The organism is Streptomyces natalensis ATCC 27448 (assembly GCF_000935125.1).
GTDB classification, from domain to species: domain Bacteria; phylum Actinomycetota; class Actinomycetes; order Streptomycetales; family Streptomycetaceae; genus Streptomyces; species Streptomyces natalensis.
Genome location: NZ_JRKI01000061.1, coordinates 267,563 through 283,097 on the forward strand (window position 1 = coordinate 267,563; position 15,535 = coordinate 283,097).

The 15,535-nt window shown below is 70.0% G+C and carries 14 protein-coding genes and 2 riboswitches; of the genes, 5 read left to right on the plus strand and 9 right to left on the minus strand.

Going from position 1 to position 15,535, the window contains the following annotated elements:
• Nucleotides 1–32: 32 nt before the first annotated feature.
• From SNA_RS31910 to SNA_RS31945, 8 genes are all read right to left on the minus strand, one after another.
• Nucleotides 33–1,157 (minus strand): ABC transporter ATP-binding protein, encoded by a 1,125-nt coding sequence (locus SNA_RS31910; protein ID WP_044367922.1) that lies wholly within the window; start codon nt 1,155–1,157, stop codon nt 33–35.
• On the minus strand, nt 1,154–2,242 hold the full coding sequence (locus tag SNA_RS31915; RefSeq protein WP_030071621.1) for an ABC transporter ATP-binding protein: 1,089 nt from the start codon (nt 2,240–2,242) through the stop codon (nt 1,154–1,156). The genes SNA_RS31910 and SNA_RS31915 overlap by 4 nt, the downstream gene beginning before the upstream one ends.
• Nucleotides 2,239–3,249 carry an ABC transporter permease gene (locus SNA_RS31920; protein WP_030071619.1) on the minus strand — a complete coding sequence of 337 codons (1,011 nt, stop codon included), beginning with the start codon at nt 3,247–3,249 and terminating at the stop codon, nt 2,239–2,241. Before SNA_RS31920 ends, SNA_RS31915 begins: the two co-directional genes overlap by 4 nt.
• Before the next feature lie 77 nt (nt 3,250–3,326).
• Nucleotides 3,327–5,075, minus strand: a complete 1,749-nt coding sequence (locus SNA_RS31925; protein ID WP_030071617.1) for an ABC transporter substrate-binding protein — start codon at nt 5,073–5,075, stop codon at nt 3,327–3,329.
• 139 nt (nt 5,076–5,214) lie between these two features.
• The gene (locus SNA_RS31930; protein ID WP_030072226.1) at nt 5,215–6,213 is read right to left on the minus strand and encodes an ABC transporter permease; all 999 of its coding nucleotides are present in this window, start codon (nt 6,211–6,213) and stop codon (nt 5,215–5,217) included.
• Nucleotides 6,214–6,633: 420 nt separating this feature from the next.
• Complete coding sequence (locus SNA_RS31935; protein WP_030072224.1) at nt 6,634–7,461, minus strand: enhanced serine sensitivity protein SseB C-terminal domain-containing protein; 828 nt, start codon at nt 7,459–7,461, stop codon at nt 6,634–6,636.
• 63 nt (nt 7,462–7,524) lie between these two features.
• Complete coding sequence (locus tag SNA_RS31940) at nt 7,525–8,412, minus strand: enhanced serine sensitivity protein SseB (protein ID WP_420823539.1); 888 nt, start codon at nt 8,410–8,412, stop codon at nt 7,525–7,527.
• Between the two features lie 208 nt (nt 8,413–8,620).
• On the minus strand, nt 8,621–9,340 hold the full coding sequence (locus tag SNA_RS31945) for an AAA family ATPase (RefSeq protein WP_044367923.1): 720 nt from the start codon (nt 9,338–9,340) through the stop codon (nt 8,621–8,623).
• 254 nt (nt 9,341–9,594) lie between these two features.
• Nucleotides 9,595–9,690, plus strand: a riboswitch (glycine riboswitch).
• Nucleotides 9,691–9,804: riboswitch (glycine riboswitch) on the plus strand. It begins immediately after the preceding riboswitch.
• 33 nt (nt 9,805–9,837) lie between these two features.
• Here SNA_RS31945 and gcvT point away from each other — a divergent pair.
• The 5 genes from gcvT to SNA_RS31970 all read left to right on the plus strand — a co-directional run bounded on the left by gcvT (nt 9,838) and on the right by SNA_RS31970 (nt 15,153).
• A complete protein-coding gene (gene gcvT / locus SNA_RS31950) occupies nt 9,838–10,965 on the plus strand; it encodes a glycine cleavage system aminomethyltransferase GcvT (RefSeq protein WP_030072219.1) in 1,128 nt (375 codons plus the stop codon).
• 121 nt (nt 10,966–11,086) lie between these two features.
• Nucleotides 11,087–11,464: a glycine cleavage system protein GcvH gene (gene gcvH / locus SNA_RS31955; protein ID WP_030072216.1), complete on the plus strand. Its 378-nt coding sequence runs from the start codon at nt 11,087–11,089 to the stop codon at nt 11,462–11,464.
• 30 nt (nt 11,465–11,494) lie between these two features.
• Nucleotides 11,495–12,754: a serine hydroxymethyltransferase gene (gene glyA, locus SNA_RS31960; RefSeq protein WP_044367924.1), complete on the plus strand. Its 1,260-nt coding sequence runs from the start codon at nt 11,495–11,497 to the stop codon at nt 12,752–12,754.
• Between the two features lie 385 nt (nt 12,755–13,139).
• On the plus strand, nt 13,140–14,522 hold the full coding sequence (locus SNA_RS31965) for an L-serine ammonia-lyase (protein ID WP_030072214.1): 1,383 nt from the start codon (nt 13,140–13,142) through the stop codon (nt 14,520–14,522).
• Between the two features lie 109 nt (nt 14,523–14,631).
• Nucleotides 14,632–15,153 (plus strand): hypothetical protein, encoded by a 522-nt coding sequence (locus tag SNA_RS31970; RefSeq protein ID WP_030072212.1) that lies wholly within the window; start codon nt 14,632–14,634, stop codon nt 15,151–15,153.
• Between the two features lie 46 nt (nt 15,154–15,199).
• Here the strand turns inward: SNA_RS31970 and SNA_RS31975 are convergent, their stop codons facing one another.
• Entirely contained in the window at nt 15,200–15,505 is a 306-nt protein-coding gene (locus SNA_RS31975) for a hypothetical protein (protein ID WP_044367925.1), read from the minus strand.
• Between the last annotated feature and the right edge of the window lie 30 nt (nt 15,506–15,535).

The window sequence follows — 15,535 nt, forward strand, 5'->3', positions numbered from 1 at the left end:
TTGGCGCCCCGGCCCCTCGGACAGGCCCTCCGTCAGGTCGCGTCGACGGGCCGCTCCTGCGGGGCGTTCTCCGGGTGGTGGCAGGCCACCTGGTGGCCGGTGCGCAGGGCGACCAGCGGCGGTTCGGTGGTGGCGCACTCCTCGGTCGCCTTCCAGCAGCGGGTACGGAACCGGCAGCCGGAGGGCGGGTTGATCGGGGAGGGCACATCGCCCTTGAGCAGAATCCTCTCGCGCTGGGTACGCCGCCTGGGGTCGGGCACCGGCACGGCGGACAGCAGCGCCGTGGTGTACGGATGCATCGGCGTCTCGTACAGCGACGCACGGTCGGCCAGCTCCACGATCTTGCCGAGGTACATCACCGCGATCCGGTCCGAGACGTGCCGGATGACCGACAGGTCGTGGGCGATGATGACGTAGGTCAGGCCCAGTTCCTCCTGGAGGTCGTCCATGAGGTTGACGACCTGGGCCTGGATCGAGACGTCCAGCGCGGAGACCGGCTCGTCGGCGACCACCAGCTTGGGTTTGAGGGCCAGCGCGCGGGCGATGCCGATGCGCTGGCGCTGTCCGCCGGAGAATTCGTGCGGATAGCGGTTGTAGTGCTCCGGGCTCAGGCCCACCAGCTCCAGCAGCCGCTGCACCTCCTTCTTGACCCCGCCCTCGGGCTCGACGCCCTGGAGGCGGAAGGGGGTGGAGACGATGGCGCCGATGGTGTGCCGCGGGTTCAGCGAACCGTAGGGATCCTGGAAGATCATCTGGATGTCGCGGCGCATCGGCCGCAGCTTTCCCTGGGAAAGGTGCGTGATGTCCGTGCCCTGGAACTCGATCGATCCGCCGGTCGGCTCGTCGAGCCGGGTGATCAGCCGGCCCGTCGTGGACTTGCCGCAGCCGGACTCGCCGACGACGCCGAGGGTTTCGCCGGGCCGTACGTCGAAGTCGATGCCGTCGACCGCCTGGACGGCCCCGACCTTGCGCTTGAGCAGGCCCTTGGTGATCGGGAAGTGGCGGACCAGACCGCGCACCCGCAGCAACGGCTCTACCTGCGTCGTGTCGTCGGCGGTCCCGGTCGTCTCTGTCGTCTCGGACGTCTCGGCCGTCTTGGTCGTCTTGGTCGTCTCGGACGTCTCGGCCGTCTTGGTCGTCTCGGTCGTCTCGGTCACAGCTTCGGCGCAATCTCTTCGGTCCAGATACGCTCCCGCTCCTCCGGTGCCATGTGGCAGGCGGAGAAGTGCCCGTCCGCGGCCTCGCGCAGTTCGGGGCGCACCGTACGGGTGAGGTCGTCCGCGGGGACGTCCGCGTAGGGGCAACGGGGGTTGAAGGCACAGCCGGACGGCACGTTGATCAGGCTGGGCGGCGAGCCCTTGACGGGGATCAGCCGGTCGGTCTGGTCACGGTCGATCCGTGGCATGGAGCCGAGCAGGCCCCAGGTGTAGGGGTGCTGGGGGCGGGAGAAGACCTTCTCGGAGGGGCCGCGCTCCACGCACCGGCCGCCGTACATCACCAGCAGGTCGTCGGCGAGCTCGGCGACCACGCCCAGGTCGTGGGTGATGAGGATGACCGCCGAGCCGAACTCCTTCTGAAGATCGCGGATCAGGTCCAGGATCTGCGCCTGGACGGTGACGTCCAGGGCGGTGGTCGGCTCGTCCGCGATGAGCAGTTCGGGGTTGTTGACCAGCGCCATCGCGATCATCGCGCGCTGGCGCATGCCGCCGGAGAACTGGTGCGGATGGTCGTCGACGCGTTTGTCGGGCTGCGGGATGCCGACCCGGTCGAGCATCTCGACCGCCCGCTTGCGCGCGGTCTTCCTGCTGACGTCGTGGTGGACGCGGTAGGCCTCCACGATCTGGTTGCCGACCGTGTAGAAGGGGTGCAGCGCGGACAGCGGATCCTGGAAGATCATCGCCATCCGGCGGCCGCGCAGCCGGCGCACCTCGTCCGGATCGGCGCCCACCAGCTCCTTGCCGTCCAGCCAGATCTCACCGGACATCCGCACCTTGTTGCGCTCCCGGCGCGCGGCGCGGTGCAGGCCCATGACGGCGAGCGAGGTCACCGACTTGCCGGAGCCGGACTCGCCGACGATGCCGAGCGTTTTGCCCTTCTCCAGGCTGAAGGTGAGCCCGTCGACGGACTTGACCAGGCCGTCGTCGGTGGGGAAGTGCACCTTGAGATCGCGCACTTCGAGGAAGGCGGACGGCGCCTTGGCGGCCTCGGCCGCGCCGGCCTTGTCGTCGGAGGAGTCGGTCACGAGAGCCTCACCCGCGGGTCGACGGCGGCGTACAGGATGTCCACCACCAGATTGCACAGAACGATGAAGAACGCGGCGAGCAGGGTGACGCCGAGGATGTTCGGCAGGTCGTTGGCGTTGATCGCCTCCACCGCGAAGGCGCCGACTCCCTTGAGCGAGAAGACCTGTTCGGTGATGAGCGCCCCGCCGAGCAGCAGGCCCAGGTCCATGCCGAAGACGGTGATGATCGGGGTGAGCGCGGCCCGCAGACCGTGCCGCAGCACGACCTTGCGTTCGCGCAGGCCCTTGGCGCGGGCGGTACGGATGTAGTCCTCGCCCAGCGTTTCGAGCATGCCCGCCCTGGTCAGGCGGGCGTAGAGCGCGGAGTAGAGGAATGCCAGTGTCACCCAGGGCAGGACCAGGTTGCTCGCCCAGCCCGCCGGGTCGTCCGTCAGATTCACATACTCATGGGCCTCGAATATCGGCCACTGGTAGGTGAACAGGGCCAGCGCCAGGGCGCCGGTGAAGAACATGGGCAGCGAGACACCGGCCAGGGCCACGCCCATGGCCATCCGGTCGAAGAGCGAGCCGGGCCGCAGCGCGGAGAGCACGCCGGTGGCGACACCGGAGACGACCCACAGCACGGCCGCGCCGGCGGCCAGCGAGACCGTCACCGGAAGGCGGTCCTGGATTTCGGGCCAGACCTCGATATGGGTTTTGAAGGAATAGCCGAAGCACGGCACATGGCAGGTGGCCGCGTCCGGTCCGAATTTGTAGTCGACGCCGACGAAAATGCCCTTGAGGAAGTCCCAGTACTGCTCGTACACGGGCTTGTCCAGGCCGAGATTCCGCTTCACCGCGACGATGTCCGCGGCCGTGGGGGCCTTTCCGATGTACTGCTGGGCAAGCTGGTCGGTGGTCTGCCCGGCCATCTTCGGCAGCAGGAAGAAGATGCCGAAGGTGACCGCGCTGACGATCAGCAGCAGGATCACTGCGCTGATCAACCTGCGGATGAGGTACGAGAACACGGGATGCGGCGTCGGTGCCGCGGGCCGGTCGGAGACGGCCCGCGGACACCAATGCCTTCACCTGCCTTCCAGGGCTGCTACTGCTTGACGCCGATGTTGAGGTAGTCGTATTCGCCGCTGTAGGCCGAGGTCGACACCACGTTGGTGGCCTTGGGAGAGCGGTAGTTCAGGACCTTGAAGTAGGTGAGCGGGACGATCACGGCCTGCTCCATCGTCTTCCGGTCGATCTGGGCGTACGCCTTTTCGCGGGCGGCCTGGTCGGGGTTGGCGATGGCCGTGTCGAGCAGGTTGTTGATCCCCGGGTCGTCCAGCTGGGAAAGGTTGGAGTTACCGGACTGGCTGATCGCCTTGCCGTGCAGGATCTGCTGGAGATAGCCGTAGCCGGTGGGGAAGTCCGCGCCCCACTGCATCATCATCAGACCGACGTTGTTCTTCTCGGTGAACTTCGGCACACCGGCGTAGTCCGAGAAGTACTTGCTCGACGGGTAGGTCTGGATCTTGGCGTTGATGCCGATCTTCTTGAGCGATTCGATGACCGAGGTCGCGCCGTCCACCTCTTCCTGGCGGTCGCTGCGCGCCAGAATGGTGGTGCTGACCTTGCCCGCACCGCACTTGTCCCAGTGCTGCTTGGCCTGGGTCAGATCCAGCTTGTCGCCCTTGTACTTCTGCGGGTACAGGTCGTACTTCTGGTAGCCGTTGAGGTCGGTCGGCAGGATCGTGGTGGCCAGGCCGCCGCGGATCGGGCCGCCGAGCGCGCCCTGGACGGCCTTCTTGTCGAGCGCGTACTCGACGGCCTTGCGGCACTCGACGTTGTCGAACGGCTTCACCTTGGTGTTGATCGCCGTGTAGATGAGCCGCTGGCCGAGCGCGTTGTCGGTGTTGGCCTTCTGCTTGGGGTCCGTCAGCAGCTGGGCCTGGGTCTGGCCGTCGACTCCCCGGCCGTTCAGGTCGATCTGGGTGTTGCCGGCCTGGAGGTCCTTGTCGATGGTCGACTGGGCGACCTTGAGGTTCAGGACGATCTTGGCGGGCAGCTGCTTGCGCAGCGGGTCGGTCTTGGCGGACCACTGCGGGTTGCGGACCAGGGTGAGCTGCTTGCCCTCCTGGTAGCTCTGGAACTTGTACGAGCCGGAGGAGACCACGGACTTGGTGTAGTCCGCGCCCTTGTCCTTGGCCTGCGGGACCGGGGCGGTCTGCGGGGAGCTGACCAGGTAGTCGAACTCGGCGAACGGCTTCTTGAGGTGGAAGACGATCGTGTTGTCGTCGGGGGTCTCGATGGACTTCAGCCCGGCCTTGGACTTGTCCTTGTAGGGGCCCTTGTAGCCGCCGTCGTTGTCCTGGAGGAACTGCTGGAAGTAGTTCGGGCCCAGTGAGAGGACGTCGCGTGCGAAGTTGCTGCGCTCGACGCCGTACTTGACGTCCTGCGAGGTGATCGGGGAGCCGTCCTCGTACTTCAGACCCTTGCGGATCGTGTACGTCCAGGTCTTGCCGCCGTCGGACGACTTGCCCATCGACGCGGCCAGGTCCGGGACCAGCTTGTTGCCCTTCTTGCCGGGGCCCGGCTGGAAGGTGGTGAGCGGGCGGGCGTAAAGGCGGCTGAAGTTCCAGATGAAGGCGTAGTAGGTGTTGCCCGGGTCGAACGACTCGGGGGCGTCGGCCATCGCGTAGGTGACCGTGCCGCCCTTCGCGTCCGAGGCGTTGACGACGCCCGTGGTGGCGGCGTTGGCCTTGCTGTCGCCGCTGTCGGAGGCGCCGCCGCCGCAGCCGGCGAGCAGCAGGCCCGCGCTGGTGAGGGCCGCTATCGCGGCGACCGGATGTGACCTTCTCATGGTGGTCGGTGTCCCCTTCGTTCGTCGGATAGGTCGAAACGTCAGCAACGTCGGACGTCGAAAGCGCGGATGAGGATTCTGGGCCGGACGGGCCGGATGGGCGGGAGGGGCGGGAGGGGGGCCGGATGGGGGGCGGGGATCAGCGGCTGCGCGGATCCAGCGCGTCCCTCAGACCGTCGCCGAGCAGGTTGAACGCGAGCACGGTGACGAAGATCGCGAGGCCGGGGACGATCATGTACTGGGGGTCGACCTCGTAGTACTTGACCGCCTGGTTGAGCATGCCGCCCCAGGACGCCTGCGGCGGCTGGATGCCGACGCCCAGGAAGCTCAGCGCCGCCTCGAAGAGGATGTTGGAGGGGATCAGCAGCGTCGAGTAGACGATGATCGGGCCCACCAGATTGGGCAGCAGTTCACGGAAGAGGATGAACGGGCCGCGGGCGCCCATACCGCGGGCGGCGTCCACGAATTCCCGCTCCCGCAGCGACAGCGTCTGCGCGCGCACAATCCGCCCCATATACGGCCAGTTGAAGAAGCCGATCACGAAAATCAGGACGCAGATGTGCAGCGGCAGCCCTTCCATGCCGAATGCACCGCCCTGAAGCGAGGCGGAGATGGCAATCGCGAACAGCAGCAGCGGAAAAGCCAGGAACACATCCATCATGCGGCTGATGAACGCGTCCACCCGGCCGCGGTAGAAACCGGCGACCACACCGAGGACGGTGCCGATGGCGACCGACAGCATCGTCGCGCCGAAGGCCACCAGCAGCGAGACCCAGGAGCCCTCGATGATGCGGGCGAGCAGGTCCCGGCCGAACTTGGGGTCCACGCCCAGGGGGTGTGCGGCGCTCATGCCGCCGAAACCGGCCTTGGGCAGGGTGGTGTTGGCGTCGATCAGGTCCTGGTGGGGGCTGTCCGGGTCCAGTCCGAGCAGGGCCTGGAGGGGACGCGAGAACGCCGCCAGGACGACGAGCAGGATGACAACGATGGCGCCCGCCACCGCAACCTTGTCGCGGCGGAAACGCAGCAGCGCGATCCGGCCGAGCGAGCGCCCTTCGATGCGCTGCGCCGGGACGCCCTTGAGCACCGCTTCCGGCTGCGCCTCGGCAGCGGCCCCGGTGGTCTCGATCGGTGCGGTCACGGTGCTTTTGCCCCCTCTCGGCCGTTGGTGGACGGCCCATGCCCGCCGCGGGCGCGGCGCGGTTCACCTCACTGGTGCAACAGCCGCAACGGTGCGGCCGCGACAGACCGAGCGGACGTCGCCGTAGGTCACCCGGGGGAATACCAGGGGGAATTCACGTGACGTCGGTCGGGATGGTCCTCGTACAAAGAGCCGGTGCTCTCCGTGGCGGGAGTCTTCATCCGATTCGCGATCACTCACCAGACCTGGCGGGGAAAGGATGCGCAACTGTGATGTGGTCCGCGGCGTTCCGTTATACGGACGCCAGAAGTGGCTGAGCGGAGCGAATACCGGGAAAAGGGAGGTAACTCCGTGGGGCGCACCGGGCGAATTCGCCGCAAGAGCGCCGGGCGGCGGCGACGTCCGCCGCCGAGGGGGATGTCAGTACGGGCGCGGGTAGCCGTAGCCCTGCACGGGCGCCGGGGCGGGCGGCTGACCGGGCAACTGGCCCGGCATCTGCCCGGGCACCTGGCCGTAGCCGTCGCGGTCGAAGAAGGGCCGGGCGCTGGCGCGCATCCACATGCCGACGGGGTCGTACTCGTCGTTCATCGCGACCGTCGAGACCGGCAGACCGTCGGGAACGGCGCCGATGGACTGCTGGATCATCATCCGCACCGAGTCCACCGCCTGCTGTCCGGTGTCGTACAGATCCAGGCCGATCGCCAGATAGGGCGCGCCGAGGGCGGGTTGCACCCAGGCGCGGCGCAACGACCGTACGGCGGGGGTGCGGTGGGCGTTCTGGGCGAGCAGGGCGTAGAACTGCGGGATGTCGATGACCGGTTCGCTGATCCGCAGCGGTCCGGCGGGCAGCCGCTCCAGGCCGCCGGCGATCCGGCGCAGGTCGAGCCAGGGGATGCCGACGCCGCCGCCGGGGGCGTGCGGGTTGAGCCACAGGCCCCAGCGGTCCGGGAAGAGCGAGGCGGCGATCTCGGGTCCGGTGACGAGTTCGTGGTCGCGGTTCCAGCCGGAGGCGGCGAGTTCGGCCGCGGAGGTCACACAGGGCGCATAGCCCAGGCCGTCGACCTCCATGTTGCCGTACTGCGCATCGGGCAGGCCGGCGCGGCCCTGCCACAGCAGCATCCACACCTGGCCGGCCGCCAGGGCGTGCAGCAGCGCCTCGTAGGCGTCGTAGCGACCGGGCGAGACCTGCGCCAGCATCTGCTCGACCTGGCCGGCCGCCGCCGCTCCCTGATGCGCACCCGCGCTCACGTGGTCCGTCCCTTCCTAGTGGCCGGGCGCGTGGGGGTCCGCCCGCGCCGTCGCCCCACCAGCTTACGAGTGGTCCCGCGCGTAGAAGGGCCGCACGCGCTCAAGCATCCAGTCGGCGACCGGGTCACCCTGGGCGATATCGAGCATCACCAACTGGACGGGCCAGGGCACCGGCACCGTACCGAGCGCCCGTCCCAGGGCGTTGAGCACCGCGTCTCTGGCGCTGCCGTCCTGGAGCGCGGCGGGCGCGGCCCCGACCTGAACACCGACGAACAGTGCGGGCGTGTCGCCCTCGACACTTGCCAGGGCACGCCGGGCAGTCAGGACAATTCCGGCGGCGGAGAACTCCAGTCCGGCGGCGGCGAGAAAGTCCACCGGCTCGTCCTGCCAGTCCGGTTCGAACAGCCGCACCCGGCCGCCGCTGGGCAGGGCGGCATCGTCCTCCCCGCGCCCGGCCCGGCACAGTTCGGCCACCGCGGGCGGCGGCAGCGGGACGCCGACGGCGCCGTCCGGATTGACCGCGATGCCCATGTTCGGCGGCAGTCCGCGGGCGAACTCCCGGGCGGGGGCGACGGTGAAGGGCATATGCGAGCCGACGACCCGGAGGAACTCCTGCTCGGAGCTGAAGACGGGGACGTAGGCGAGGCCCTCGATGTCGACGGTGGGCAGGTCCAGTCCGCGGGTGCCGGGCCCCGCCGAGTCCGGTCCGCCGCCGTTGGGCAGCGGGACCCACAGCCGGCTGCGGCCCAGGACCTCCACGATCCGGCCGCCCGCGCCCGGATGCCCGACCGCGGCCGAAAGCACCTCTTCGAGCTCGTTCGCGGGCCAGGACAGCTGGGGTATCCCCTGGCCGGGGAAGTCCCCGTGCCCCGGAATGCCCCCATGCCCCGGATAGGTCCCGTGCCCCGGAATGTCCCCCTGCGGGTAGCTCCCCTGCTCCGGAAAAGTCATCTGCATCCACCCGTTCCGCCGTGCGCTGCGCTCGGCCTCAACCCTACGTGGTCGGCTTTCCCGCCTTGCCGGCCACGGCGCTGTCGTCCGCCGCGCGGGGCCGTACGGCAGCAGCACCGGGTCTCCACTGCTTCGCCGCTACGACCCGGCGCCTTCCGTGGGTTGGGGCTTCTTACGGGGGCAGGCGTGATGGTGATGCTGCGGGCGGTCAGCCGAAGCGGAGGGTCTCCAGCGCCGCCGACGACCGGCGGTCCAGCAGCACCACCGAGCCGAATCCCCGGGGCGGCCGCCCCGCTTCCGCCGCTCCGACCAGCCGCCCGACCGCACGCCGGTGCCGGGCGAAGGCGTATTCCGACACCCCGCGCCCCCGCGCCGCCTGCCCCGAGCGCGCCACCGCGGCCGGCACGTCCAGCAGCACCAGATGCAGCCCGCGGCCGCCGCGCCGGGCCGAGAGCGCCAGCCAGCGCCGCACCCAGGAGAGCGTGCCGCAGTCGTGCACCACCACGCTGCTGCCGGAGCGCAGCGCGCGGCGCAGCGCCAGATAGTGGGCCACGCGGACCAGCGGCCGGTAGACGGCGTACGGCAGGCGGCGCAGCCTGCCGCGCTCCCAGCGTTCGCGGACGTCCTGCGAGTCGATGCGGTGCACCGCGCCGCCGCCGGCGTCCAGCGCCGGCACGATGCGGTGCATCAGGGTGCTCTTGCCGCCGCCGGGCAGCCCCGAGACGACCACCAGATCGCCGGCCGGGAAGCGCAGTCCGGCCGCGGGGCGGGCGCCGTCCCTGAGGTCGACGACATCGGTGCCGCGGCCGGGCCGTACGTAAGTCCGCGGTACGGCGCGCCGGGCGGCGGCTCCCGTTCCCCTGGAGGCGGCCCCGGTGTCACGGGAGGCCACTCCCGTTTCCCGGGAGGCGACCTCCGTCGTCGTCATGCCTGCGGCTTCGCGGTGCACCGTGATCGCCCCCTCCCGGTCCGGTTCGGCGCCGGTGCGGCACCCTCCCCCGCGCAGAGTGTCAAGAAACGGTAATGCGCATCAAGGTGCTCGTGGGATCCGCCCGGGTCGTGCACCACGTGACGGCCGCCCCTCCTCGATCCGGCATTCCCGTGCAATGATGTCGGCGCCACGTGCGCACCTGTGTTCCCTCGGGCACAGTCCTCGCACGGGCCAACTGCATACCGGCCGCTTGAATCCGCGCGGGAGAGTCCCCGGCCGCCACGGCGGGGCGCCGAAGGAGCAAGTCCTCCCTTGAATCTCTCAGGCCCCTATACCGCGCGGGCGAGGCAGATCTGAAAAGCGAGCCGCTGCCCGAAGGGGCGGCTCCACCCAAGGTGCAAACCGGGTCCGTTCGCGGGATCCCGGTGAACCTCTCAGGTTCCGATGACAGATGGGGAGACAAGTTTTGTCACCCTGCCTGGGAGCCCAGAACCATGACTGATGCCCCCCGCCGCACCGCACTCGATGCCACGCATCGCGCGCTCGGCGCGACCATGACCGACTTCGCCGGCTGGGACATGCCGCTGCGCTACGGCAGCGAGCGCGACGAGCACGTCGCGGTCCGCACCCGTGCCGGCCTCTTCGACCTCTCCCACATGGGCGAGATCACCGTCACCGGCGCGCAGGCCGCCGACCTCCTCGACCATGCGCTGGTGGGCAACATCGGCGGGGTGAAGACCGGCCGCGCCCGCTACACCATGATCTGCGACGCCGAGGGCGGCATCCTCGACGACCTGATCGTCTACCGTCTGGCCGACCAGGAGTACATGGTCGTCGCCAATGCCTCCAACGCCCAGGTGGTGCTGGACGCGCTGACCGAGCGCGCCGCGGGCTTCGACGCCGCGGTCCGCGACGACCGCGACGCCTATGCACTGCTCGCGGTCCAGGGCCCGGAGTCCCCCGGCATCCTCAAGCGCCTTACGGACGCCGACCTGGACGGCCTGAAGTACTACGCGGGCCTGCCCGGCACCGTCGCCGGGGTGGACGCGCTGATCGCCCGTACCGGCTACACCGGCGAGGACGGCTTCGAGCTGTTCGTCCGGCCCGAGCACGCCGTCACCCTCTGGGAGGCGCTGACCGAGGCCGGCAAGGACGCCGGGCTGGTCCCGTGCGGCCTCTCCTGCCGCGACACGCTGCGCCTGGAGGCGGGGATGCCGCTGTACGGGCACGAGCTGACCCGCGCCACCACGCCGTTCGACGCGGGCCTGGGCCGGGTCGTGAAGTTCGAGAAGACGACGAACGACGGTGACTTCGTGGGCCGGACCGCGCTGGAGGCGGCCGCCGCCCGCGCCGAGACCGCCCCGCCGCGCAAGCTGGTCGGCCTGATCGCCCAGGGCCGCCGGATCCCCCGGGCCGGCTACCCGGTCGTCGCCGCCGACGGCACGGTCATCGGCGAGGTCACCTCCGGGGCCCCCTCCCCCACCCTCGGCAAGCCGATCGCCATCGCGTATGTGGACGCGGCGTACGCCACGCCGGGCACCGAGGGTGTCGCGGTGGACATCCGTGGAACCCATGAGCCGTACGAGGTCGTCGCGCTGCCCTTCTACAAGCGCCAGAAGTAACGGTTCGTCCGCGGCGGACCGGCGGCGGCGCACGCCCTCGCCGTCTCACTGCGTAAGACCCTCCCCTTGGCTTCCAGGGGCCCCTTCACGATCACCCTTTCGCGTACAGGAGAATCGACCCATGAGCAACCCCCAGCAGCTGCGCTACAGCAAGGAGCACGAGTGGCTGTCGGCCGCCGAGGACGGCGTCTCGACGGTCGGTATCACCGAGCACGCCGCAAATGCGCTCGGTGACGTGGTCTACGTGGACCTTCCCGAGGTCGGCACGGAGATCACGGCGGGCGAGACCTGCGGTGAGCTGGAGTCGACCAAGTCGGTCAGCGATCTCTACGCCCCCGTCAACGGCGAGATCACCGCGGTCAACGAGGACGTCGTGGCCGACCCCTCGCTGGTGAACTCCGCCCCCTTCGAGGGCGGTTGGCTGTTCAAGGTGAAGATCAGCGGCGAGCCGGGCGAGCTGCTGACGGCCGACGAGTACGCCGCCTTCATCCAGAGCTGAAGCCCGCACCTCTCTCCCCAGGAAGACTCCATGTCTCTTCTCAACAGCTCCCTCCATGAGCTCGACCCCGACGTCGCCGCCGCCGTCGACGCCGAGCTCCACCGCCAGCAGTCCACCCTCGAAATGATCGCGTCGGAGAACTTCGCCCCCGTCGCCGTCATGGAGGCCCAGGGCTCCGTCCTGACCAACAAGTACGCCGAGGGCTACCCCGGCCGCCGCTACTACGGCGGCTGTGAGCACGTCGACGTCGTCGAGCAGATCGCCATCGACCGCATCAAGGCGCTCTTCGGCGCCGAGGCCGCCAACGTCCAGCCGCACTCCGGTGCGCAGGCCAACGCCGCCGCGATGTTCGCGCTGATCAAGCCGGGCGACACCATCCTGGGTCTCAACCTCGCGCACGGCGGGCACCTGACCCACGGTATGAAGATCAACTTCAGCGGCAAGCTGTACAACGTCGTCCCCTACCACGTCGACGAGAAGACCAACCTGGTCGACATGGAAGAGGTCGAGCGCCTGGCCAAGGAGCACCGCCCCAAGCTGATCGTGGCCGGCTGGTCCGCCTACCCGCGCCAGCTGGACTTCGCCGCCTTCCGCCGGATCGCCGACGAGGTCGGTGCGTACCTGATGGTGGACATGGCCCACTTCGCCGGCCTGGTGGCCGCGGGCCTGCACCCCTCCCCCGTCCCGCACGCCCACGTGGTGACCACCACCACCCACAAGACCCTGGGCGGCCCGCGCGGCGGCGTCATCCTCTCCACCCAGGAGCTCGCCAAGAAGATCAACTCGGCGGTCTTCCCGGGTCAGCAGGGCGGCCCGCTGGAGCATGTCATCGCGGCCAAGGCGGTCTCCTTCAAGGTCGCGGCGACCGAGGAGTTCAAGGAGCGCCAGCAGCGCACCCTGGACGGCGCCCGGATCCTCGCCGAGCGGCTGATCCAGCCGGACGTCACCGAGGTCGGCGTCTCCGTCCTGTCCGGCGGCACGGACGTCCACCTCGTCCTGGTCGACCTGCGCAACAGCGAGCTGGACGGGCAGCAGGCCGAGGACCGCCTCCACGAGGTCGGCATCACGGTCAACCGCAACGCCATCCCGAACGACCCGCGGCCCCCGATGGTCACCTCGGGTCTGCGCATCGGCACCCCGGCCCTGGCCACCCGCGGCTTCACCGCCGAGGACTTCCGCGAGGTCGCCGACATCATCGCCGAGGCCCTCAAGCCGTCGTACGACACGGACGCCCTCAAGGCCCGTGTGACGGCCCTGGCCGAGAAGCACCCGCTGTACCCGTCGCTGTGACGTGATGCGGGTATCCGCGGCCGTACGCGTACGCGCCCCGGATACCCGCACCGCACTCGCCGCGCGCCCCGGGGACGGCCTCACTTCCCGGCCTCCCGGCCCCCTCGGGCCCGGCCCCGGCCCGTATGCCGCCTGGCGTGCCGCCCTCCGCGCCCTCCCCGTGGTCCTGACTGCCGTCCTGGCCCGTCACCGTCGTCGTTGTCCGTGACGACGGCCACCCGACGCCTCTCGTCCATGGGCGCATGCCCCCATCCGGGTTACGCTCGACAATCGGCACAGAAACGCAGAAACGTGCCTGCCGCCGACCGGGGCCCACCCCGCCCCGCCCCGTCCCCCGCTTCACCGCTCCACCACCCACCCCGAGCAGACAAGGGAGTCCGCCGCCATGGCCATCTCCGTCTTCGACCTCTTCTCCATCGGCATCGGCCCCTCCAGCTCCCACACCGTCGGCCCGATGCGCGCCGCCCGGATGTTCGTCGGCCGGCTGAAGAAGGACGGTCTGCTCGCCCAGACGACCTCGGTACGCGCCGAGCTCTTCGGCTCCCTCGGCGCCACCGGCCACGGCCACGGCACCCCCAAGGCCGTACTGCTCGGCCTGGAGGGCCACTCCCCCCGCACCGTCGACGTGGAGACCGCCGACGACGAGGTCGAGCGCATCCGCACCACCGGCCGGCTGCGGCTGCTGGGCGCCGAAATAGGCGCCACCCACGAGATCGCCTTCGACGAGAGCCGCGAGCTGATCCTGCACCGCCGCCGCTCCCTGCCGTACCACGCCAACGGCATGACCCTCTTCGCCTACGACGCCGACGGCGCGCCCCTCCTGGAGAAGACCTACTACTCCGTCGGCGGCGGCTTCGTCGTCGACGAGGACGCGGTGGGCGAGGACCGCATCAAGCTCGACGACACCGTCCTGACGCACCCCTTCCGCACCGGCGACGAGCTGCTGCGCATGTCCCACGAGACGGGCCTGTCGATCTCCGCGCTGATGCTGGAGAACGAGAAGGCGTGGCGCACGGAGGAGGAGATCCGGGCCGGGCTGCTGGAGATCTGGCGGGTCATGCAGGGGTGCGTGGAGCGCGGGATGGCGCGCGAGGGCATCCTGCCGGGCGGGCTCAAGGTCCGCCGCCGGGCCGCCAACGCCGCCCGCGCCCTGCGCTCCGAGGGCAACCCGGCCGCCCACGCCATGGAATGGGTCACCCTCTACGCCATGGCCGTCAACGAGGAGAACGCGGCCGGCGGCCGGGTGGTGACCGCCCCCACCAACGGCGCGGCCGGCATCATCCCCGCCGTCCTGCACTACTACGTCAACTTCGTGCCCGGGGCCGACGAGGACGGTGTCGTCCGCTTCCTGCTGGCCGCCGGCGCCATCGGCATGCTCTTCAAGGAGAACGCCTCCATCTCCGGCGCCGAGGTCGGCTGCCAGGGCGAGGTCGGCTCGGCCTGCTCCATGGCCGCCGGCGGCCTGGCCGAGGTGCTCGGCGGCTCCCCCGAGCAGGTCGAGAACGCCGCCGAGATCGGCATGGAACACAACCTGGGCCTGACCTGCGACCCGGTCGGCGGCCTCGTCCAGATCCCCTGCATCGAACGCAACGGCATGGCCTCCGCCAAGGCCGTCACCGCCGCCCGCATGGCCCTGCGCGGCGACGGCCGCCACCACGTCTCCCTCGACAAGGTCATCAAGACCATGAAGGAGACCGGCGCCGACATGAGCGTCAAGTACAAGGAGACGGCGCGCGGCGGGCTCGCGGTCAACATCATCGAGTGCTGAGAGCGTAGGCCTGTGGTAGGCCCTGACCAGCGCGTTCGATTCTTTCGGCGCGGTCAGGGCCTTTCCTGCCCACGGGGTGGCCTGTCCCTGCAATCCCCTGGGAGCTCTCGTGAGCAGCAGTGAACCGGCGTGGTCCCGGCGCGAGCTGCCGGCGTTCTTCAGGCAATGGCGAAACGACTGGAAGGACGAGGAGCTCTCCCCGTACCACTACCTGGACTTCGAGGGCGGTCTGCGTTTCGTCCTGGCCGCGGCGTGGCTGTTCTGCCCCGAGACGGTCGAGTACCGCGGTTGCGTGTTCCTCAAGGAGCGCTTCCATCAGGGCACTGTCGACGACTGGTTCACGAACCTGGAGGACGATCGGCGCCGTATCGAACTCGTCGTCAACCACGTCGAGTTGTGGGACGTTTTCAGCAACACCCCTTTGACGGGCGACGATCGGCTCGGGGAGGAACTGCCCCACCTCGCGCTGGCTCTGGGGGAGTGCTGGCAGGGAGTCCTGTCCGCGCGCTACCCCGGCCGGGACATCACCGTCGAGGTGAGCGACGAGGAGGACGGCTCCTACGGGCCGACCGTGGCGTTCCGGACATCCCCGGCCACCCCGGCCTCGGCCTCGGCCTCGGCCTCCGGCTAGGCAGTTTCGTCGGGCGCCTGCGCAGGAGCGCCGTGGCGGACCCTCGCTATCGGCCGATCTCCCAGGCGAACGGCGGGAGTTCGCGGGCCCGGTAGTAGATCTCCAGGGCGTGGGCCGTGGGGACGAAGGGGTGGACACGGGCGCCGTCGAGGGTGGCCAGGAGGCGGGCGCAGTGGTGGAGGCAACCCGGGATTTCGCGGCCGTGGCGGTCGATGAGGGTGGCGGCGTCGTGCGGGCCCCCGCACGGGGTGGGGTCCTCGGCGGCGGCGGCCGCGCAGCGGGGGCGGGGGGCGGGCGGCCTGGGGGCCGCGGCCGCCGCGGCGTTCGGGGCGTGATCGAGTCGTCGGTTCATGGCGTCCCCCTGGTGGTGCCGTGATCGCTG